At 73.3% G+C, this 21,105-nt stretch carries 16 protein-coding genes; 9 read left to right on the top strand and 7 right to left on the bottom strand.

The genetic code is table 11. The annotated features are described in order from the left end of the window. The first annotated feature begins 360 nt into the window (after positions 1-360). Positions 361-4,872, top strand: coding sequence for a glutamate synthase large subunit (gene gltB / locus ACZ3ZD_RS33210; RefSeq protein ID WP_467406025.1), 4,512 nt, complete (start codon positions 361-363; stop codon positions 4,870-4,872). Then, a complete protein-coding gene (locus tag ACZ3ZD_RS33205; protein WP_467405751.1) occupies positions 4,865-6,328 on the top strand; it encodes a glutamate synthase subunit beta in 1,464 nt (487 codons plus the stop codon). The genes gltB and ACZ3ZD_RS33205 overlap by 8 nt, the downstream gene beginning before the upstream one ends. A gap of 232 nt (positions 6,329-6,560) precedes the next feature. Here ACZ3ZD_RS33205 and ACZ3ZD_RS33200 read toward each other — a convergent pair whose 3' ends face one another. Both ACZ3ZD_RS33200 and ACZ3ZD_RS33195 read right to left on the bottom strand, forming a co-directional pair. Then, positions 6,561-7,532, bottom strand: a complete 972-nt coding sequence (locus tag ACZ3ZD_RS33200) for an acyl-CoA dehydrogenase family protein (RefSeq protein WP_467405748.1) — start codon at positions 7,530-7,532, stop codon at positions 6,561-6,563. Further along, positions 7,532-8,671 carry an acyl-CoA dehydrogenase family protein gene (locus ACZ3ZD_RS33195; protein ID WP_467405746.1) on the bottom strand — a complete coding sequence of 380 codons (1,140 nt, stop codon included), beginning with the start codon at positions 8,669-8,671 and terminating at the stop codon, positions 7,532-7,534. Before ACZ3ZD_RS33195 ends, ACZ3ZD_RS33200 begins: the two co-directional genes overlap by 1 nt. Before the next feature lie 66 nt (positions 8,672-8,737). Between ACZ3ZD_RS33195 and ACZ3ZD_RS33190 the strand changes: the two genes are divergently transcribed. Genes ACZ3ZD_RS33190 through ACZ3ZD_RS33180 form a run of 3 tightly spaced genes read left to right on the top strand, consistent with a single transcriptional unit; the run spans position 8,738 to position 11,344 of the window. Next, entirely contained in the window at positions 8,738-9,523 is a 786-nt protein-coding gene (locus tag ACZ3ZD_RS33190) for an SDR family oxidoreductase (protein ID WP_467405743.1), read from the top strand. A 26-nt stretch (positions 9,524-9,549) separates the two neighbouring features. Continuing rightward, positions 9,550-10,161: a TetR/AcrR family transcriptional regulator gene (locus ACZ3ZD_RS33185; RefSeq protein ID WP_467405740.1), complete on the top strand. Its 612-nt coding sequence runs from the start codon at positions 9,550-9,552 to the stop codon at positions 10,159-10,161. Positions 10,162-10,186: 25 nt separating this feature from the next. Next, positions 10,187-11,344, top strand: a complete 1,158-nt coding sequence (locus ACZ3ZD_RS33180; protein ID WP_467405737.1) for an acetyl-CoA C-acetyltransferase — start codon at positions 10,187-10,189, stop codon at positions 11,342-11,344. On the opposite strand, the gene ACZ3ZD_RS33175 is transcribed toward ACZ3ZD_RS33180, so the two are convergent. The 4 genes from ACZ3ZD_RS33175 to ACZ3ZD_RS33160 are packed head-to-tail and all read right to left on the bottom strand — an operon-like array spanning position 11,328 to position 14,745. Further along, a complete protein-coding gene (locus ACZ3ZD_RS33175) occupies positions 11,328-12,386 on the bottom strand; it encodes an NAD(P)H-dependent flavin oxidoreductase (protein ID WP_467405733.1) in 1,059 nt (352 codons plus the stop codon). The two genes, ACZ3ZD_RS33180 and ACZ3ZD_RS33175, sit on opposite strands and share 17 nt — an antisense overlap. Beyond that, complete coding sequence (locus ACZ3ZD_RS33170; protein ID WP_467405727.1) at positions 12,386-13,126, bottom strand: CoA-transferase subunit beta; 741 nt, start codon at positions 13,124-13,126, stop codon at positions 12,386-12,388. The genes ACZ3ZD_RS33175 and ACZ3ZD_RS33170 overlap by 1 nt, the downstream gene beginning before the upstream one ends. After that, entirely contained in the window at positions 13,123-13,974 is an 852-nt protein-coding gene (locus ACZ3ZD_RS33165; RefSeq protein WP_467405724.1) for a CoA transferase subunit A, read from the bottom strand. Before ACZ3ZD_RS33165 ends, ACZ3ZD_RS33170 begins: the two co-directional genes overlap by 4 nt. Then, complete coding sequence (locus tag ACZ3ZD_RS33160; RefSeq protein ID WP_467405720.1) at positions 13,975-14,745, bottom strand: enoyl-CoA hydratase family protein; 771 nt, start codon at positions 14,743-14,745, stop codon at positions 13,975-13,977. A gap of 96 nt (positions 14,746-14,841) precedes the next feature. On the opposite strand from ACZ3ZD_RS33160, the gene ACZ3ZD_RS33155 reads away from it, so the two are divergent. Then, entirely contained in the window at positions 14,842-15,636 is a 795-nt protein-coding gene (locus ACZ3ZD_RS33155; protein ID WP_467405718.1) for an SDR family oxidoreductase, read from the top strand. Then, positions 15,633-16,556, top strand: coding sequence for an SDR family oxidoreductase (locus ACZ3ZD_RS33150; protein WP_467405716.1), 924 nt, complete (start codon positions 15,633-15,635; stop codon positions 16,554-16,556). The genes ACZ3ZD_RS33155 and ACZ3ZD_RS33150 overlap by 4 nt, the downstream gene beginning before the upstream one ends. A 240-nt stretch (positions 16,557-16,796) precedes the next feature. Here ACZ3ZD_RS33150 and ACZ3ZD_RS33145 read toward each other — a convergent pair whose 3' ends face one another. After that, the gene (locus ACZ3ZD_RS33145; protein WP_467405713.1) at positions 16,797-17,678 is read right to left on the bottom strand and encodes a hypothetical protein; all 882 of its coding nucleotides are present in this window, start codon (positions 17,676-17,678) and stop codon (positions 16,797-16,799) included. A gap of 295 nt (positions 17,679-17,973) precedes the next feature. Between ACZ3ZD_RS33145 and ACZ3ZD_RS33140 the strand changes: the two genes are divergently transcribed. Then, on the top strand, positions 17,974-18,324 hold the full coding sequence (locus ACZ3ZD_RS33140; protein WP_467405711.1) for a chorismate mutase: 351 nt from the start codon (positions 17,974-17,976) through the stop codon (positions 18,322-18,324). Between the two features lie 127 nt (positions 18,325-18,451). Then, positions 18,452-20,953 (top strand): aminopeptidase N, encoded by a 2,502-nt coding sequence (gene pepN, locus ACZ3ZD_RS33135; protein WP_467405708.1) that lies wholly within the window; start codon positions 18,452-18,454, stop codon positions 20,951-20,953. Positions 20,954-21,105 lie beyond the last annotated feature (152 nt).

Raw genomic sequence — 21,105 nt, 5'->3', positions numbered from 1 at the left:
CCCCTCGGGGCGGGCGACGACGCCCGTCCCGGATTCCGGGCCTCCAGGCATTGATCTGTCCTGATTTGGTCCCCATACTTTTCGCCACGGAGCCGCGCGCCACCCCCGCCCGCGCACCCCGCGGCGTCCGCATGCTGGAACGGTGTATCCGCTTCCCGAGAACCGCCCCATCATGTAACCTGCACGAAATTTTGATCTCATCGCAGATCTCACGCAGAGGGCCAACGTCGTCCCTCGGCACCTGCCACATGCCACATGACGACGACGGGAGAGCCGATGCGTACGCCGCGCCAGCCGTCCCAGCACTCCGAGAACGGCCAGAACTGGTCGTTCATGGATGCTCGCCCTGCTGCGCAGGGTATGTACGACCCCCGCAACGAACACGACGCGTGCGGCGTCGGTTTCGTCGCCACTCTCACCGGCGAGGCGTCCCACACCCTGGTCGAGCAGGCCCTCACCGTCCTGCGCAACCTGGAGCACCGGGGTGCCACCGGCTCCGAGCCCGACTCCGGCGACGGCGCGGGCATCCTCTCCCAGGTGCCGGACGCCTTCTTCCGCGAAGTGGCCGGATTCGACCTTCCCGCGGCCGGTGGCTACGCGGTGGGCATCGCGTTCCTGCCGGGCGAGGGGACCGAGGACGCCGTCTCACGCATCGAGACGATCGCCGGCGAGGAGGGCCTGACCGTCCTCGGCTGGCGCGAGGTCCCGGTCGCCCCCGAGCTGCTCGGCGCCACCGCCCGCTCCACCATGCCGGTGTTCCGGCAGATCTTCGTGACCGACCACGCCAGCGAGGGCATCGCGCTGGACCGCCGGGCCTTCGTCCTGCGCAAGCGCGCCGAGCGCGAGGCCGGGGTGTACTTCCCCTCCCTGTCCGCGCGGACGGTCGTCTACAAGGGCATGCTGACCACCGGCCAGCTGGAACCCTTCTTCCCGGACCTGTCCGACCGCCGCTTCGCCTCCGCGATCGCGCTCGTGCACTCCCGGTTCTCCACGAACACCTTCCCGTCGTGGCCGCTCGCCCACCCGTACCGCTTCGTCGCGCACAACGGTGAGATCAACACCGTCAAGGGCAACCGCAACTGGATGGTCGCCCGCGAGTCCCAGCTGGTCTCCGACCTGTTCGGCCCGCAGGAGAAGCTGGACCGCGTCTTCCCCATCTGTACGCCGGACGCCTCCGACTCCGCCTCCTTCGACGAGGTCCTGGAACTGCTGCACCTGGGCGGGCGCTCGCTGCCGCACTCCGTGCTGATGATGATCCCGGAGGCATGGGAGAACCACGCCTCCATGGACCCGGCCCGGCGCGCCTTCTACCAGTTCCACTCCACGATGATGGAGCCCTGGGACGGCCCCGCCTGCGTCACCTTCACCGACGGCACCCAGGTCGGTGCCGTACTCGACCGCAACGGTCTGCGCCCCGGCCGCTACTGGGTCACCGACGACGGCCTCGTCGTCCTCGGCTCCGAGGTCGGCGTCCTCGACATCGACCCGGCCAAGGTCGTCCGCAAGGGCCGCCTGCAGCCCGGCCGCATGTTCCTCGTCGACACCGCCGAGCACCGCATCGTCGAGGACGACGAGATCAAGGCGTCCCTGGCGGCCGAGAAGCCGTACGCCGAATGGCTGGAGGCCGGCGAGATCGAGCTGGTCGACCTGCCCGAGCGCGAGCACATCGTCCACACCCACGCCTCGGTCACCCGACGCCAGCAGACCTTCGGGTACACCGAGGAGGAGCTGCGCGTCATCCTCGCCCCGATGGCCCGCGCCGGCGCCGAGCCGATCGGCTCCATGGGCACGGACTCGCCGATCGCGGCCCTGTCCGAGCGCCCGCGGCTGCTCTTCGACTACTTCACCCAGCTGTTCGCGCAGGTCACCAACCCGCCGCTGGACGCGATCCGCGAGGAGCTGGTCACCTCCCTGCGCTCGTCGCTGGGCCCGGAGGGCAACCTGCTGGAGCCGACGGCCGCCTCCTGCCGCACGGTCACCCTGCCCTTCCCGGTGATCGACAACGACGAGCTGGCCAAGCTCATCCACATCAACGCCGACGGCGACATGCCCGGCTTCAAGGCCGCGACCCTGTCCGGTCTGTACCGGGTCTCCGGCGGCGGTGACGCGCTCGCCGCGCGCATCGAGGAGATCTGCGCCGAGGCCGACGCGGCGATCGAGAACGGCGCCCGCCTGATCGTCCTGTCGGACCGCCACTCCGACGCCGAGCACGCGCCGATCCCGTCGCTGCTGCTCACCGCGGCCGTCCACCACCACCTCATCCGCACCAAGCAGCGCACCCAGGTGGGCCTGCTGGTCGAGGCCGGCGACGTCCGCGAGGTCCACCACGTCGCCCTGCTCATCGGCTACGGCGCGGCCGCCGTCAACCCGTACCTGGCGATGGAGTCCGTCGAGGACCTGCTGCGCGCGGGCACCTTCCTGAACGGCCTGGAGCCCGAGAAGGCCATCAAGAACCTGATCTACGCCCTCGGCAAGGGCGTCCTGAAGGTCATGTCCAAGATGGGCATCTCCACCGTCGCCTCCTACCGCGGCGCCCAGGTCTTCGAGGCCGTCGGCCTGGACGAGGCCTTCGTGGAGAAGTACTTCAACGGCACCGCCACCAAGATCGGCGGCGTCGGCATCGACGTCATCGCCCGCGAGGTCGCCGCCCGCCACGCCAAGGCCTACCCGGCCTCCGGCATCGCTCCCGCGCACCGCGCGCTGGAGATCGGCGGCGAGTACCAGTGGCGCCGCGAGGGCGAACCGCACCTGTTCGACCCGGAGACGGTCTTCCGCCTCCAGCACTCCACGCGCACCGGCCGGTACGACATCTTCAAGAAGTACACCTCGCGCGTGAACGAGCAGTCCGAGCGCCTGATGACACTGCGCGGCCTGTTCGGCTTCAAGTCCGGCCGCCCCTCGATCCCCGTCGAGGAGGTCGAGCCGGTCTCCGAGATCGTCAAGCGCTTCTCGACCGGCGCGATGTCGTACGGCTCCATCTCCCAGGAGGCGCACGAGACCCTCGCCATCGCGATGAACCAGCTGGGCGGCAAGTCCAACACCGGTGAGGGCGGCGAGGACCCCGAGCGCCTGTACGACCCGACGCGCCGCTCGGCGATCAAGCAGGTCGCCTCCGGCCGCTTCGGCGTGACCTCCGAGTACCTGGTCAACGCGGACGACATCCAGATCAAGATGGCCCAGGGCGCCAAGCCCGGCGAGGGCGGCCAGCTGCCCGGCCACAAGGTCTACCCGTGGGTCGCCAAGACGCGGCACTCGACGCCGGGCGTGGGCCTGATCTCCCCGCCGCCGCACCACGACATCTACTCCATCGAGGACCTGGCCCAGCTGATCCACGACCTGAAGAACGCGAACCCGCAGGCGCGGATCCACGTGAAGCTGGTCTCCGAGGTCGGCGTGGGCACGGTCGCCGCCGGTGTGTCGAAGGCGCACGCGGACGTGGTGCTGATCTCCGGTCACGACGGCGGCACCGGCGCCTCCCCGCTGACCTCGCTGAAGCACGCGGGTGGCCCCTGGGAGCTGGGCCTCGCCGAGACCCAGCAGACCCTGCTGCTCAACGGCCTGCGCGACCGGATCGTCGTCCAGACCGACGGCCAGCTGAAGACCGGCCGCGACGTCGTCATCGCCGCGCTGCTCGGCGCCGAGGAGTTCGGTTTCGCGACCGCCCCGCTCGTCGTCTCCGGCTGCGTGATGATGCGCGTCTGCCACCTGGACACCTGCCCGGTCGGCATCGCCACCCAGAACCCGGTCCTGCGCGACCGCTTCGCCGGCAAGGCCGAGCACGTGGTCAACTTCTTCACCTTCATCGCCGAGGAGGTCCGCGAGCTGCTCGCGGAGCTGGGCTTCCGCTCCATCGAGGAGGCCGTCGGCCACGCCGAGGTGCTGGACGTCGAGCGCGCGGTCGACCACTGGAAGGCGCAGGGCCTGGACCTGGAGCCGCTGTTCCACGTGCCGGACCTGCCCGAGGGCGCCGTCCGCCACCGGGTCGTCGCCCAGGACCACGGCCTGGAGAAGGCGCTGGACAACGAGCTGGTCAAGCTCGCCGCCGACGCCCTGGCCGCGAACGACGCGACCGAGTCCCAGCCGGTGCGCGCCCAGGTCGCCATCCGCAACATCAACCGCACGGTCGGCACCATGCTCGGCCACGAGGTGACGAAGAAGTTCGGCGGCGCGGGCCTGCCCGACGACACCATCGACATCACCTTCACCGGCAGCGCCGGCCAGTCCTTCGGCGCGTTCCTGCCGCGCGGGGTCACGCTGCGCCTGGAGGGCGACGCCAACGACTACGTCGGCAAGGGCCTGTCCGGCGGCCGGATCGTCGTCCGCCCGGACCGCGCGGCCGACCACCTCGCCGAGTACTCGACCATCGCGGGCAACACCATCGCCTACGGCGCCACCGGCGGCGAGCTGTTCCTGCGCGGCCGTACCGGTGAGCGGTTCTGCGTCCGCAACTCCGGCGCGCTGGTCGTCTCCGAGGGCGTGGGCGACCACGGCTGCGAGTACATGACCGGCGGTCACGCGGTCGTCCTCGGCCCGACCGGCCGCAACTTCGCCGCGGGCATGTCCGGCGGTGTCGCCTACGTCATCGACCTCGACCGCGACAACGTCAACATCGGCAACGTCGAGTCGGTCGAGGCGCTGGACGAGACGGACAGGCAGTGGCTGCACGACGTGGTGCGCCGCCACGCCGAGGAGACCGGCTCCACCGTCGCGGAAAAGCTGCTCGCCGACTGGGACGCGGCCGCGGCACGGTTCAGCAAGATCATCCCCAGCACGTACAAGGCAGTGCTCGCCGCCAAGGACGCCGCCGAGCGAGCCGGTCTGTCCCAGACCGAGATCACCGAGAAGATGATGGAGGCGGCGATCAATGGCTGACCCGAAGGGCTTCCTGAACCACGGCCGTGAGGTCGCCAAGACCCGCCCCGTCGAGGAGCGCACGAAGGACTGGAACGAGGTCTACGTCCCCGGCTCCCTGCTGCCGATCATCAGCAAGCAGGCCAGCCGCTGCATGGACTGCGGCATCCCGTTCTGCCACAACGGCTGTCCGCTCGGGAACCTGATCCCCGAGTGGAACGACTACGCCTACCGCGAGGACTGGGGCGCCGCCTCCGAGCGGCTGCACGCGACCAACAACTTCCCGGAGTTCACCGGTCGCCTCTGCCCCGCCCCCTGCGAGTCGGCGTGCGTGCTCGGCATCAACCAGCCGCCGGTCACCATCAAGAACGTCGAGGTCTCGATCATCGACAAGGCGTGGGAGACCGGGGACGTCGCCCCGCAGATCCCCGAGCGCCTGTCCGGCAAGACGGTCGCGGTCATCGGCTCGGGCCCGGCGGGACTCGCCGCCGCCCAGCAGCTGACCCGGGCCGGCCACACGGTCGCCGTCTACGAGCGCGCGGACCGCATCGGGGGCCTCCTGCGGTACGGCATCCCCGAGTTCAAGATGGAGAAGCGGCACATCAACCGCCGTATCGAGCAGATGCGCGCGGAGGGCACCCGCTTCCGCACCGGGGTGGAGATCGGCCGCGACCTGGGCGCCCGCGACCTGAAGAAGCGCTACGACGCGGTCGTGATCGCCGCCGGTGCCACCACCGCGCGCGACCTGCCGGTGCCGGGCCGCGAGCTCAAGGGCATCTACCAGGCGATGGAGTACCTGCCGCTGTCCAACAAGGTCCAGGAGGGCGACTACGTCACCCCGCCGATCTCGGCCGAGGGTAAGCACGTCGTCGTCATCGGCGGCGGCGACACCGGCGCGGACTGCGTGGGTACCGCCCACCGCCAGGGCGCGGCCTCCGTCACCCAGCTGGAGATCATGCCCCGCCCCGGTGACGAGCGGCACCCGACGAACCAGCCCTGGCCGACCTTCCCGATGCTCTACAAGGTCACCAGCGCGCACGAGGAGGGCGGCGAGCGGGTCTACTCCGTCTCCACCACCCACTTCGAGGGCGACGAGGACGGCAACGTGCAGTGGCTGCACCTGTCCGAGGTGGAGTTCATCGACGGCAGGCTGACCCCGAAGCCGGGCACCGAGCGCAGGATTCCGGCCCAGCTGGTCACCCTCGCCATGGGCTTCACCGGCACCGACCGGGACAACGGCCTGGTCGAGCAGTTCGGCCTGGACCTCGACGAACGCGGTAACATCGCCCGCGACGCCGACTTCCAGACCAACGTGCCGGGTGTGTTCGTCGCCGGTGACGCCGGCCGCGGCCAGTCCCTGATCGTGTGGGCGATCGCGGAGGGCCGCTCGGCCGCCCGCGGAGTCGACCGCTTCCTGACCGGAGCCAGCGACCTGCCGGCCCCGATCCGCCCGACGGACCGCGCCCTGGCGGTCTGACGGCACCCCTTGGACGTCCCGTACAACGGCGTACGGAACACCGACGGCGCCTGCCCGCCTGTCCCCGACCGGACGACTGGGCAGGCGCCGTCGCATGCCCGCACCCCCGGCGGGCAGCGGGTGCACGACGCCTCGGCGCCCGTGACCGTACGCCGCGTCCGCGCCCTGCTGCTGCGGCGGGGGCGGGGCGTCGAGGAGCGCGTCACCCGCCCGGAGGGCGCCCGGACCCCGCTCAGGGATCCGATCGTCCGCCGAGCGCGTCGGCGAGCACCAGCTCCCGGCACTCCTGCGGGGTCCCCCACGCCGAGCGCAGGGCCCGCGCCTTGGTGAGCCACAGCGACAGGTCGTACTCCGCCGTGTAGCCGATCGCGCCGTGCAGGTGCAGCGCCGTCCGGGCCGTGCCGTACGCCGCCTCGCACGCCGTGAGCTTGGCGGCGGCCACGTCGGCGGGGCGCAGCGACACGGCCGCGCCGAAGACCAGGGGACGGGCGAACTCGAGGGCCGTCTTCGCGTCGGCCAGCCGGTGCCTGACGGCCTGGAAGGAGCCGATGGCGACCCCGAACTGGGTGCGCCGCCGCACATGGGCCACGGTCCGGTCGAGCAGGGCGAGGCCGACACCGAGGGCCTGGGCGGCGGTGGCCAGACGGGTCCAGGCGACCGCCCGGTCGTAGGGCGCGTCCCGGCTGAGCGGTTCACCGGCGGGGGCGAGCCGGGTCAGCCGGCGGGCGGGATCGAGGGAGCGGCGCACCGGGCCGGGGGCCGCCGTGGCGAGGTAGAGGCCGTCGGGGGCCGGGCACAGGCGCACGCCGGCCGCGTCCCCGTCGAGGGCGTAACCGCCGGGCGCCGCCACCGTCGCCAGGTCGGCCCCGGCCGCGAGCCCGGGCAGGAACCGCCGGGCGAGCGCGGGTTCTTCCAGGAGTACGGCGGCCCCGACCGTCTCCGCGAGCGGACCGGGCACCGCGTGCCGGCCCAACTCCACGAAAGCGACGGCCAGTTCCACCGGGAGCGGGCCGAGCCCGCCGTACTTCCCGGGTACCGCCAGTGCGAACACCCCCGCCTCGGCGAGCCGGGACCACAGCGCGCGCCCGCCTGCATGGTCGCCGCGGCTCCAGGCCCGGATCACCGCCGGGGTGTCCGCGGCCGTCAGCATCGCGCCCAGCGTGTCGGCGAAGGCGCGTTGCTCGGTGTCGAGGAGGAAGCGCATCAGCGGCGTCCCTTCGGCAGGCCGAGCAGCCGCTCGGCGACGATGTCCCGCTGGATCTCGTTCGTGCCCGCGTAGATCGGGCCGGCCAGGGAGAAGACGTACCCCTCGGACCAGGCGCCGTCGGCGAGTTCGCCCTCCGCGCCCAGCACGTCGAGCGCCGTCTCGTGCAGCGCGAGGTCCAGCTCCGACCAGAACACCTTGTTCATGCTGGACTCCGGGCCGAGCCGGGCACCCTCCAGGACCCGGGAGGCGGCGGCGTAGGCGAACAGCTGGTAGGCGCGGGCCGCGACCAGGGCGTCGGCCACCCGGGACCGGGCGTGCTCGGGCGCGCCCTGTGCCCGCCACAGCCCGGCCAGTCGCGCGACGGAGGCGAGGAAGCGGCCCGGCGAGCGCAGGGTGAGCCCGCGTTCGTCGGCCGTCGTGGACATCGCGATCCGCCAGCCCTGGCCCGGCTCGCCGATCACGTCCGCGTCCGGGACGAACACGTCGTCCAGGAACAGCTCGGCGAAGGCCGGCTTGCCGTCCAGACGGCCGATCGGACGGACGGTCACGCCGGGGGCCCGCAGGTCGAACATCAGGTACGTCAGCCCCTGGTGCGGTCTCGGCGCGGCCGGGTCGCTGCGGAACAGGCCGAAGGCCCGGTCGGCGAACGCAGCCCGCGACGACCAGGTCTTCTGGCCGCGCAGGAGCCAGCCGCCGTCCGTCCGCACCGCCCGGGAGGTGAGCGCGGCGAGGTCCGAGCCCGCCTCCGGCTCGGACCAGGCCTGCGCCCAGACCTCCTCGCCGGTGGCCATCGGCGGCAGCACGCGCGCGCGTTGCTCCTGCGTGCCGTGGGCGAACAGGGTCGGCGCGAGCAGGCTGACGCCGTTCTGGCCGACCCGGCCGGGCGCGCCCGCCGCCCAGTACTCCTCCTCGAACACCAGCCAGCGCAGCAGTCCGGCGCCCCGCCCGCCGTACCGCTCCGGCCAGGACACCACCGACCAGCGGTCCGCGGCCAGTTCGGCCTCCCACGCGCGGTGGGCCGCGAAGCCCTCCCGTGTCTCCAGGGACGGCAGCGGCGTGCGCGGGACGTGCGCGCGCAGCCAGGCCCGGGCCTCGGCGCGGAACTCCTCGTCGGCCGGGGAGTGGGTCAGGTCCACGGGCACCGCCTTCCTTCCGCGCCGGCCACCTTCCCTAACAAGTGTTTGGTAGGTTAGCGTGGCCCTGTGACAGACGTCGAGAGCCCGGCCTACGTCCCCGGGCACGGACTGCTGCGCGGGCGCACCGCCGTCATCACCGCGGCGGCCGGCACCGGCATCGGCGGAGCCACCGCGCTGCGCTTCCTGGAGGAGGGCGCGCGGGTGCTGCTCAGCGACGCCCACCCGCGCCGGCTGAAGGAGCACGAGGCCGAACTCGGCCGCCGCTTCCCCGGCGCGGTCACCGCGGTGCCGTGCGACGTCACCGACGAGGCCCAGGTCCAGGCCCTGTTCGACGCGGCCGTGGCCGCACACGGGCGGTTGGACGTCGTCGTCAACAACGCCGGACTCGGCGGCACTGCGGATGTGGTCGACATGACCGATGCCGAGTGGTCCCGGGTGCTGGACGTCACCCTGACCGGCACCTTCCGCTGCACCCGGGCCGCCCTGCGCGCCCTGCGCGGCACCGGAGGCGGGGTCATCGTCAACAACGCCTCCGTCGTCGGCTGGCGCGCCCAGGCCGGACAGGCCCACTACGCCGCCGCCAAGGCCGGCGTGATGGCGCTGACCCGGTGCGCGGCCGTCGAGGCCGCCGCCTACGGCGTGCGGGTCAACGCGGTCGCCCCCAGCCTCGCCATGCACCCGCACCTGGCGAAGGTCACCTCCGCCGAACTCCTCGCCGAACTGACCGAACGGGAGGCCTACGGGCGCCACGCCCGGCCCTGGGAGGTGGCCAACGTGATCGTCTTCCTGGCCTCCGGCTACTCCTCCTACATGACCGGCGAGGTCGTCGCCGTCAGCAGCCAGCACCCCTGAGCGGCGGAGCAGACCACAATGGGTGCGTGCCGACCAAGAAGAAGCCCCAGGTGACCGCGGCAGCGGCCCGGCGCGGAGAACTCCTCAACACCGCAGCCGAGGTCTTCGCCGAACACGGCTACAACGCCACCACCGTCCGCCGGATCGCCGACCACGCCGGAATGCTCGCGGGCAGCCTCTACTACCACTTCGACTCCAAGGAGTCGATGCTCGAGGAGATCCTGCGCACCTTCCTCGACGAACTCTGGGACGGCTACGACACCGTCCTCGCCTCCGGACTCGGACCCCGCGAGACGCTGGAGGCGCTGGTGACCGAGTCCTTCAGGGAGATCGACCGGCACCGCGCCGCCGTCGCGATCTACCAGAAGGAGAGCAAACAGCTCGTCACCCAGGACCGGTTCGGCTTCCTCGCCGACTCCCAGCGCCGGTTCGAGAAGGCGTGGCTGAGCACGCTGGAACGCGGGGTCGCCGAGCGGGTCTTCCGCGCGGACCTGGACGTCCGGCTCACCTACCGGTTCGTGCGCGACACCGTGTGGGTCGCCGCCTCCTGGTACCGGCCCGGCGGCCGGCACAGCCCCGAGGAGATCGCCCGCCAGTACCTGTCGATGGTGCTGGACGGGATCGCCGTACGCGAATAACCCCTTTCCGACACAGGGAGTTGCCATGGCCGAGGCCTACATCGTCGAAGCGGTCCGCACACCGGTGGGGCGGCGCGGGGGAGGGCTGAGCGCGGTCCACCCGGCCGACCTGGGCGCGCGGGTGCTGACCGCGCTGGTGGAGCGCTCCGGGATCGACCCGGCCGCCGTGGACGACGTGGTCTTCGGCTGCCTGGACACGGTCGGGCCGCAGGCCGGCGACATCGCCCGCACCTGCTGGCTGGCCGCCGGCCTCCCCGAGGAGGTGCCCGGCGTCACCGTCGACCGGCAGTGCGGCTCCTCCCAGCAGGCCGTGCACTTCGCCGCGCAGGCCGTGCTCTCCGGCACCCAGGACCTGGTGGTCGCGGGCGGGGTGCAGAACATGTCCCAGGTCCCCATCGCCTTCGCCTCCCGGCAGGCCGCCGTCCCCCTCGGCCTGACCGACGGCCCCTTCCTCGGCAGCACCGGCTGGCGCGCCCGGTACGGAGACCGGCCCGTCAACCAGTTCGCCGGCGCCGAGACGATCGCCGCCCAGTGGGGCATCGGCCGCGCGGAGCAGGAGGAGTTCGCCCTGCGCTCGCACCGGCGCGCGATCTGGGCGATCGACACCGGCCGCTTCGACCGCGAGACCGTCCCCTGCGGCGAGGCCACCGTGGACGAGGGCCCGCGCCGGGACACCTCCCTGGAGAAGATGGCCGCGCTGCGGCCCGTCCTCGACGGCGGCACCGTCACCGCGGCCTGCTCCTCCCAGGTCTCCGACGGGGCCGCGGCCCTGCTGCTCGCCTCCGAACGGGCGGTACGGGACCACGGACTGCGCCCACGCGCCCGCGTCCACCACCTCTCCGCGCGCGGCGAGGACCCCATCCGCATGCTCACCGCCCCCATCCCGGCCACCGCGCACGCCCTGAAGAAGACCGGCCTGACCCTGGACGCCATCGACCTCGTGGAGATCAACGAGGCCTTCGCGCCGGTCGTCCTCGCCTGGCTGAAGGAGACCGGGGCCGACCCCGCCAGGGTCAACGTCAACGGCGGCGCGATAGCCCTCGGCCACCCCCTGGGCGCTACCGGCGCCCGGCTGATGACGACCCTGCTGCACGAACTGGAACGCACCGGCGGCCGCTACGGCCTGCAGACCATGTGCGAGGGCGGCGGCCAGGCCAACGTGACGATCATCGAACGGCTCTGAGCCCCGCCAGCGCGGCCAGCACCTCCTCCGCCTCCGCCATGATCCGCTCCACCAGCTCCGCGCACGACGGCAGGTCGTCGATCACCCCGGCGACCTGTCCGGCCGCCATCACCCCCAGGTCCGTACGGCCGTCCACCATCGCCGCCCTCAGCAGCACCGGCGTGTTGGCGGCGAGCAGCACCTGACTCCAGGACAGCTCCCTGCCGTGCCTGAGGGAGAGACCGTCGGCGGCCAACTGCCGCCAGGTGAGCCCCGACAGCCGCCGGAAGCCCGCCGCCCGCCGCACCGCGTGCGTGAAGGCGCGGATCCGGCCCGACCGCTCCAGCGCCGCCACCAGATCGGTGCGCAGCATCCGGTGCGGCAGGCCGTCCACCGCCCGGGTCACCGTGACGTCCCGGACCGTCGCCGCCAGATACCGGGCCTTCACCGCGTCCGGCACCGTCGAGTCGGAGGTGAGCAGGAACCGCGTGCCCATCGCCACCCCGGCCGCCCCGTACGCCAGCGCCGCCACCAGGCCCCGCCCGTCGAAGAAGCCGCCCGCCGCCACCACCGGTATGCGCACCGCGTCCACCACCTGCGGCAGCAGCACACTGGTCGCCACCTCGCCGGTGTGTCCGCCGCCCTCGCCGCCCTGCACGAGCACCGCGTCCGCGCCCCAGGCCGCCACCTTCTCGGCGTGCCGCCGGGCCCCCACGGACGGGATCACCACCACGCCCGCCGCCTTCAGCTCGGCGATCAACCCGGGGGAGGGGGCCAGGGCGAAGGACGCCACCCGGACGCCCTCCTCCAGCAGGATCCGCACCCGGTCCGGCGCGTCGCCCGCGTCGGCCCGGAGGTTCACCCCGAACGGCGCGCCGGTCCGGGACCGCACCTCCCTGACGGCGTCCCGCAGCTGATCGAGCGTCATCGTCGCGGAGGCCAGGATGCCCAGCGCACCGGCGTTCGCCGCCGCCGAGACCAGGCGCGGCCCGGCCACCCAGCCCATCCCGGTCTGCACGATCGGATGGCGGACCCCGACCAGCCGGGTGAACGCGGTCTCCATCAGCCTCCCGTTCCTTCGGGCACCTCGCGGGTGCGGGCCCCCTCCGGGTCCAGCACCTCACGGATCAGCCGCAGTTCAGCCGCCTGCGGCTCCCGGGTGCGGGGCACCTCGTCCGGCACGGCCAGCGGGAACCCCGTCGCCTCCCGCACCTGCTCCACGCTCACCCCCGGATGCACCGAAACCAGCCGCATCGAGTGGTCGGGGGTCGCGAAGTCGAGGACCGCCAGGTCGGTGACGACCCGGGCGAGGCGGTGGAACCGGGCCACGGCCCCCAGGCCGGCCGCCCGGTCGTACCCCACCCCGCACACCATGTCCACCCGCTCCACGAACACCCGCCGCGAGTGCCTCGGCACCCAGTAACTCGTCGGGTTGTTCAGCGTGTTCAGCGGTGCCCCGCGCACCCCGAGGAGCTGTCTGCGGGGCTGCGCCCAGTCTCCGACGCAGGAGATGTTCTGGTTGCCGTACCGGTCGAGCTGGCTCGCGCCCATCATCACGTGCCGCCGGCCGCCCGCCACCAGCTCCAGGTGCTGCCGGTAGGGCAGCCAGCCCTCCGGGGTGCCGTCCGGGCGGACCAGCAGGGCCTCGCCGTCGGTCAGCAGCAGGTCCGGTGCGAAGGTCAGCCGGGCCAGCCGCGCGCCCAGCGACGGGATCGGCCCCATCGGGCTCGCCAGGACCTCCCCGGCGCCGCGCCAGGCCTCGGCGCAGGCGATCACGCAGTACTCGGCACGGGTGGCGCTCACCGCTCCCGCTCCGTCCGCCAGTCCTGGACCGCCGACCGGTAGGCGGCCTCGTCCGCGCCGAGGAAGCGTGCCGAGAACTCCGGCCACGGTGTGGTCGCGTACCGCCGCTGGAACTCCTCGTCCCTGCCGTACTCCGGGGCGCAGGAGGTGAAGTGCGCGCCGTTCGGCGCCTCCACCACCCCCGTCACCGCGAGCCGCTTGAGCAGCAGCGACTGCGGGACGGCCGCCTTGGTCAGCTCCGCCGTGTCCACGATCCGTTCGCACGAGACGTAGGCCGCGTCCGCCGCCTCGCAGAACAGGTCGTCGAAGTACGGGTCCGGGCCCAGGCACTGGCCGTTGCCCAGCCGGTCGGCGCGGTGGACGTGCACCAGGGCCGCGTCCAGCCGCAGCGCGGGCATCGCCACCAGCGTCTCCCCGTCCGCGTAGGGCGATGTCACCGTCCTCAGACCGGGGTTGACCCGCATGACGTCCGAGCCGATCCCCGCCCGCACCGGAAGGAACGGCAGGCGCTGCGCCGCCGCGCGCAGCCCGCACTGGAACATGCCCTCGTCGACCTCCGTCAGCGCGAGGCCGCCGCGCTCGCGCGCCGCCCGGTAGTGCGGTTCCAGCGGGATGGAGTCCAGGGTGACGAACGCCGTGACCAGCCTGCGGATCCGCCCGGCGGCGGCCAGCATGCCGACGTCCGGGCCGCCGCAGGACACGACCGTCAGATCGCCGACACCGGACCGCAGCAGCGCCCGGACCAGTGCCATCGGCTTGCGGCGCGAGCCCCAGCCGCCGATGCCGAGGGTCATCCCGCTCGCCAGCCGGGACACCACCTCCTCGGCGGTCATCGTCTTGTCGGCCACCTACACCCCCTCCTTCCCCTGCTTCGCCCGTTTCTCCGGCTTGCCGAACGTGTCGCGGACCCGGTCGGCCAGTCCGCTCAGGTTGGCCTCGAAGGTGAAGCCCTGTTCGAAGCGGTAGCTGCGGCGCACGTCGACCGGGTCGATGCCGTTGATGGCGGCCTTGGCCATGCGCAGCAGCCGTCCGTCCTTCGCGGCGATCTGCCGGGCCAGCTCCAGCGCCGCGCCCGGCAACTGCGCGCGCGGCACCACCCGCCACACCGAGCCGTGTGCGTGCAGCTCGGCGGCGCTCGCCGTGCGCCCCGTGTAGTACAGCGCGCGCATCAGGTGCTGCGGCACCAGCCGGGCCAGATGGGTCGCCGCGCCCAGGGCCCCCCGGTCCAGCTCGGGCAGCCCGAAGGCCGCGTCCTCGCTCGCCACCACCGCGTCCGCGTTGCCCACCAGGCCGATCCCGCCGCCCAGACAGAAGCCCTGCACCGCCGCGACCACCGGTGTCTCGCACTCGTAGACCGCCGCGAACGCCTCCGCGCAGCCCCGGTTGGCGCCGATCAGCGCCTCCTGGCCGGCCGCCTGTATCTCCTTGATGTCCACGCCCGCGTTGAACCCGCGCCCCTCGGCGGCCAGGACCACGCAGCCGGTCCCCGGGTCCCGGCCGGCCGTGCGCACGGCGTCGGCCAGGGCGAACCAGCCGCGCACCGGCAGCGCGTTGACCGGCGGGTAGTCGACGGTGACTACGGAAATCCCCTTTTCCGGGGACGAACAGGAGACACCCATGGGCGCATCAGCTACCTTTCCCCTACCTTTCCACCAAACATTTGTTAGGTGCGAGGCTTCGAAGCTAGCAGTCGGCGCGGACAAGCGGGAGGCCCTGTGGACAACTCACTGCGCGGCAGCACCGTCGTGGTCACCGGCGGCACCCGGGGGGTGGGCGCGGGGGTCGCCCGGGCCTTCGCGGACGCGGGCGCCCGCGTCCTGGCCTGCGCCCGCCGGCCCCCCGAACAGCCGCTGCCCGGCGTCGAGTTCGCCCCGCTGGACCTGCGCGACCCGCCGGCCGTCCGGGCCTTCTTCGCCGCACTGCCCCGGCTGGACGTGCTCGTCAACAACGCCGGCGGCACCCCGTACCGGCGCCTCGCCGACGCCGACGCCGAACGGCACGCCAAGGTCGTCGAGCTGAACCTGATCACTCCGCTGACCGCGTCCCTCGCCGCCTACGACCACCTCCGGCGCGCCAGGGGCTCGGTCGTGATGGTCGGCAGCGTCAGCGGGGGCCGCCCCTCGCCGGGCTCGGCGGCCTACGGCGCGGCCAAGGCGGGACTGGCGAGCCTGGCCGCCTCCATGGCCGTGGAGTGGGCGCCGGAGGTCCGGGTCAACACGCTCGTCGTCGGCATGGTCCACACCGGCCTCGCCCACCTGCACTACGGCGGCCCCGACGGCGTCGACGCCGTCTCCCGCACGGTCCCGCTGGGCCGCCTGGCCCTTCCCGCCGACGTCGGCGCCGCCGCCGTCTTCCTCGCCTCCGACGCCGCCGCCTACATCAGCGGGGCGAGCCTGCATGTGCACGGAGGCGGCGAACGGCCCGCCTTCCTGGACGCCGTCACCGCCGCACCCCGCACCCGGACCCCGTTCCCCCCACGCCCCGACCACCGCCAGGGAGAGCTGACATGAGCGTGCCCGCACGGAGGGACGGGGTCTGTTCGGGCCGGGTCGTGGCCGTCACCGGCGCCGGTCGCGGGCTCGGCCGGGCGCACGCGCTCGCCTTCGCCGCCGAGGGCGCCCGGGTGGTCGTCAACGACCTGGGCGTCGCGCTGGACGGCGCGCCGGGCGCCGAGCGGCCGGCGGACGCCGTCGTGGCGGAGATCCGGGCGGCGGGCGGCGACGCGGTCGCCCACGGCGCCGACATCGCCACCGGCGCGGGCGCGGCCGACCTGGTCCGCACCGCCGTGGAGACCTACGGCCGGCTCGACACGCTCGTCAACAACGCCGGGTTCCTGCGCGACCGCATGCTGGTCAACCTCGGCGAGGACGAGTGGGACGCCGTGATCCGCGTCCACCTCAGGGGGCACTTCCTGCCGCTGAAGCACGCCGCCGCGCACTGGCGCGCCGAGGCCAGGGCCGGCCGCACGCCGGTGGCCCGGGTCGTCCACACCAGCAGCGGGGCCGGCCTGCTCGGCTCGGTCGGACAGGGCAACTACAGCGCCGCCAAGGCCGGGATCGTCGGCCTCACCCTGGTCGCGGCGGCCGAGCTGGCCCGCTACGGCGTCCAGGTCAACGCCGTGGCCCCGGCCGCCCGCACCCGCATGACGGAACGTACCTTCGCCGCGGCCATGACCGCACCGGCCACCGGTTTCGACGCCATGGCGCCCGAGAACGTCTCCCCGCTCGTGGTCTGGCTCGGCTCGGCCGGCAGCGCGGGGGTGACCGGTCGGGTGTTCGAGGCGGAGGGCGGCCGGATCACCGTCATGGAAGGCTGGCGCCCCGGCCCCACCGCCGACAAGGGAGCCCGCTGGACACCGGCCGAGGCGGGCGAGACGGCTCGCCGACTCCTGGCGGAGGCGGAACCGCCGGGGCGGGTGTACGGGACGTAGGCACCCGCATGGGCGGGGGCGTGCGGGCCGTGCGCGGCTGTGTCTCGCACTCCGGCCCAGCGCGCCGCCGCGCCCCGTACCCGCCTATGCGCCGCGCCCTCGTACCCGCCTATGCGCCGCGCCCCCGTACCCGCCTATGCGCCGCGCCCCCGTACCCGCCTATGCGCCGCGCCCCCGTACCCGCCTACGCGCCGCGCCCCCGTACCCGCACTCCAGCGCCCCCGCCACCCCCGCACCCGCTCACGTGTCGCACTCCAACACCGTCCGGCACAGCCCGCAGCGCGCGCGTACCCGGCCCCGTACCGGCACCCTGATCCGCTGGTGGCAGGTCGGGCAGGGAAAGCTCACCCGGAGGCGGCCGCCGGTGTCGGGGGTGAAGGAGTAGCCGGCCGTCGGCGCGGTGGCGTCGGCGTGCCGGCGGTCGTGGGCGTAGCGGCGGCGGCCCGCCCAGCCGGCCCCGGTCAGCGGCGGCTGCCGGCCGTCCCGGCGGGCCAGGTCCAGGCCCTTGACGTAGGCGGTGTAGGCCTGCGGGCTGGTGAACCACACGGACGGGTCCTCGCCGAACAGCAGCGCCCGCTTGGCCAGGACGTACCCGAACTCCTCCGGGGTGAGATAGCCGAGCTTCTGGGAGGAGACCGCGTCCTCCCGGTAGGCGTCCAGCAACAGCCAGCCCGCGCCCAGGTAGGACGTCGCCGTGTCCGTCAGGATCTCGTTCTCCGCCGTGGTGGGGAAGGAGAGGCCGAGGCGGTGCAGGTAGACGTGCGCCACCTCGTGCGCGAGGGCCGCGCCGATGTCCCTGCGGTGCGTGCGGAACCGGTCGTTCAGCTCGACGAAGTACTCGGGGCCCGCCGCCAGTTCGACGTTCGCCGCGTGCGTCATCTCCCGGAAGCCGACGATCAGCCGCGCGTCCGGCAGCCGGAAGTGCCGCACGATCTCCCGGGCCACCCGCTGCGCGCCCAGGTACAGGTCGTCGGTGTCGCAGAAGGCCACGTCGGCCGGGGCCACGCTGACGGAGAACGTCTCGACGGTGTCCCGGGACAGCCGCCGGTACAGGGCGGTGACGGCGGCCCGCACCGTCTCCAGATGCGGGTAGCCGTGCTGGACCGGTCCGCCGTTCGCCACCTCGGCACCCCCAAAGACGCCGGAACTCCTTCCCACTGTAGGCGCGAAGGGCCCGCAGTGGACGGCGACGGCCCGGGACGGTGGCCGTACGCCGGGAACCACCTGCCCGGCACCCGGCTCACCCGGGCCGAGGACCTCCTCACGGGCACCGAGCCGCCCGTCGAGGCCCGTCGGGCCCGTCCACGGCCGTCCCGTCGGCTACGACGTCCCCGGCCCCGCTCCGCCGAGCCCCCGCCGATCCACTCCCCGGACACCCCGTGGGGCCAGGCCCCCGCAGCGCATAGGGTGGGCCCCCATGACCACCAGCAACACCGGTACCGGTGCCGTCGACCCCGAGGTCCGCCAGGAACTGGAGCGGCTGCGCGACAGCATCGACAACATCGACGCGGCCGTCGTCCACATGCTCGCCGAGCGTTTCAAGGCCACCCAGCAGGTCGGCCGGCTCAAGGCGCTGCACCAGCTGCCGCCCGCCGACCCGGCCCGCGAGGCCCGGCAGATCGAACGGCTGCGCAGCCTCGCCGAGAACGCCAAGCTGGACCCGGCCTTCGCCGAGAAGTTCCTGAACTTCATCATCGCCGAGGTGATCCGGCACCACGAGCGGATCGCCGAGGACACCCACCACGGGCAACCGGCGCACGACGCCTGAACCCGCCACCGACCAGGGCCCGACCGGAGGCCGGCGAGACGGCGGGACAGGGGCGCGCAGCGGGGACAAAAGCCGTGTACCGATCCGCCCCTGTGCGCTGTCGGTCCCATCAGGCAGCATGTCCTGCATGTCCGTACTCACGCGCGACGAAGCGCAGCTCCGTGCACAGCTCCTCGACGTCCACCGCTACACGGTCGAACTGGACCTCACCACCGGTACCGAGACCTTCGACTCCCGTACCGGGATCCGGTTCACCGCGCGGTCCGGCGGGGACACGTTCGTCGAGCTGAAGCCCGCCGAGCTGCGCGCCGTCACGCTCGACGGACAACCACTCGACCCCGAGTCGCTCGACGGGGGCCGGCTCCCGCTGAAGAACCTCACCGCCGGCGAGCACGAGCTGCGCGTCGACGCGGTCATGCGCTACTCCCGCACCGGCGAGGGCATGCACCGCTTCACCGACCCCAGCGACGGCGAGACGTACGTCTACACCCAGATGTTCATGGACGACGTCCAGCGCGTCTTCGCCGCCTTCGACCAGCCCGACCTCAAGGCGGTCTTCGAGCTGTCGGTCAGGGCGCCGGAGGGCTGGACCGTCCTCGCCAACGGCGTCACCGAGCACCGCGGCGACGGCGTCTGGCGGGCCGCGCCCACCCCGCCGGTCTCCACCTACCTGGTCGCCGTCGCCGCCGGCCCCTGGCACTCGGTGCGCACCGAGCACCGCGGACTGCCCTTCGGCATCCACTGCCGCCGCTCGCTCGCCCCCCACCTCGACGCCGACGCCGACGAGATCCTCGACGTCACGCGCGCGTGCTTCGACCGGTACCACGAGAAGTTCGAGGAGCCGTACCCCTTCGACTCCTACGACCAGGCGTTCGTCCCCGAGTTCAACGCGGGTGCCATGGAGAACCCGGGCCTGGTCACCTTCCGGGACGACTTCGTCTACCGCTCCGCCGTCACCGACACCGAGCGGCAGACCCGCGCCATGGTCATCGCGCACGAGATGGCCCACATGTGGTTCGGCGACCTCGTCACCCTGAAGTGGTGGGACGACATCTGGCTGAACGAGTCCTTCGCCGAGTACATGGGCTACCAGACCACCGCCGAGGCCACCCGGTTCACCGACCCCTGGACCGAGTTCGGCGTCACCCGCAAGTCCTGGGGCTACGACGCCGACCAGCGGCCCACCACCCACCCGGTCGCCCCCGAGAACGTCGACGACACCGCCTCCGCCCTGCTCAACTTCGACGGCATCTCCTACGCCAAGGGCGCCTCCGCGCTGCGCCAGCTGGCCGCCTGGCTCGGCGAGAAGGACTTCCTCGCCGGCATCAACACCCACTTCAAGCGGCACCGGTTCGGCAACGCCACACTCGCCGACTTCATCGACTCCCTCGCCTCCGCCACCGACCGCGACGTGCCCGCCTGGGCCGACAGCTGGCTGCGCACCACCGGCGTCGACACCCTCACCCCGGTGATCGCCTCGGCCGGCGGCACCTGCACCCTGACCGCCGGGCACACGGGCAGCCGCCCGCACCGCCTGAGCGCCGGCCTGTACGACCACGACGTGGCCGGCGAGGACCGGCTGGTGCTGCGCGAGCGCGTCGACCTCGACGTCCCGCAGGCCGCCCCGCAGCCCATCGGCAAGCGCCCCGCACTGGTCCTCCTCAACGACGGCGACATCACCTACGCCAAGGTCCGCTTCGACACCGCGTCCTTCGAGACGGTCCGCGCCGCCCTGTCCGGCCTGCCCGACCCGCTCACCCGCGCGGTCGTCTGGAACGCCCTCAGGGACGCCGTCCGCGACGGCGAACTCCCGCCCGCCGCCTACCTGGAGACGGCCCGCGCCCATCTGCCCCGCGAGACCGACCTGGCCGTCGCCCAGGGCGTCCTCGCCTTCGCCGCCGGTCAGCTCACCGAGCAGTACCTGACACCCGAGGACCGCCCGGCCGCGCTGGCCACCCTCACCTCGCTCTGCCGCGACCTGCTGCGCCGCACCGAGGACGGCGACCACCCCGGCCTGCGGCTGATCGCCGTACGGCACCTGATCTCCGTCGCCGCCCACCCCGAGACCATCGCCGCCTGGCTCGCCGACGGCACGGTGCCCGGCGGACCGGAACTCGACCCCGAGCTGCGCTGGCGCATCCTCGCCCGGCTCGCCGTGCTCGGCGCCACCGACGAGGACGCCATCGCCGCCGAGCTGGCCCGCGACCCGAGCGCCACCGGCCAGGAGGGCGCCGCCCGGTGCCGCGCCGCCCTGCCCGACCCGGCGGCCAAGCGCACCGCCTGGGAGGCGATGTTCGCCGGCGACGACCTGTCCAACTACCTGTTCACCGCCACCGCCCAGGGCTTCTGGCAGCTCGAACAGGCCGAGCTGGTCAGGGAGTACGTGCCGCGCTTCTACACGGACGCCGTCGCCGTCGCCGCCCGCCGCGGCCCCGCCATCGCCGTCGCCGCCGGCCGCTGGGCCTTCCCGGCCCACGCCGTCGACACCGGGAACCTGGCACTCGGCGAGGCCTGCCTGCGCGACGCCGACCTCACCCCGGCCCTGCGCCGCACCCTCGCCGACCGCCTGGACGACCTGTCCCGCGCCCTGAAGGTGCGCGGTCGACAGGGCGCGGAACAGGGGGAGTAGGGGGCGCGCGGACGGCCCAGGTCCCTTCCTCCGGCGCCGGCAAGATCCGAAGGGGGGCCTAGGTGTATGGCCCTGTGAGGTTGGGGATGCGGCTGGCGGGTGGTTGGCCCTTCAGCGCGGTGTGTCCGCGGTGGTGATTGTAGGTGTGCAGC

The sequence above is a fragment of the Streptomyces sp. NPDC023481 genome, assembly GCF_055560195.1.
Note: the sequence above shows the minus strand (reverse complement) of the source record. Positions and strands in the feature narration are given on the sequence as shown.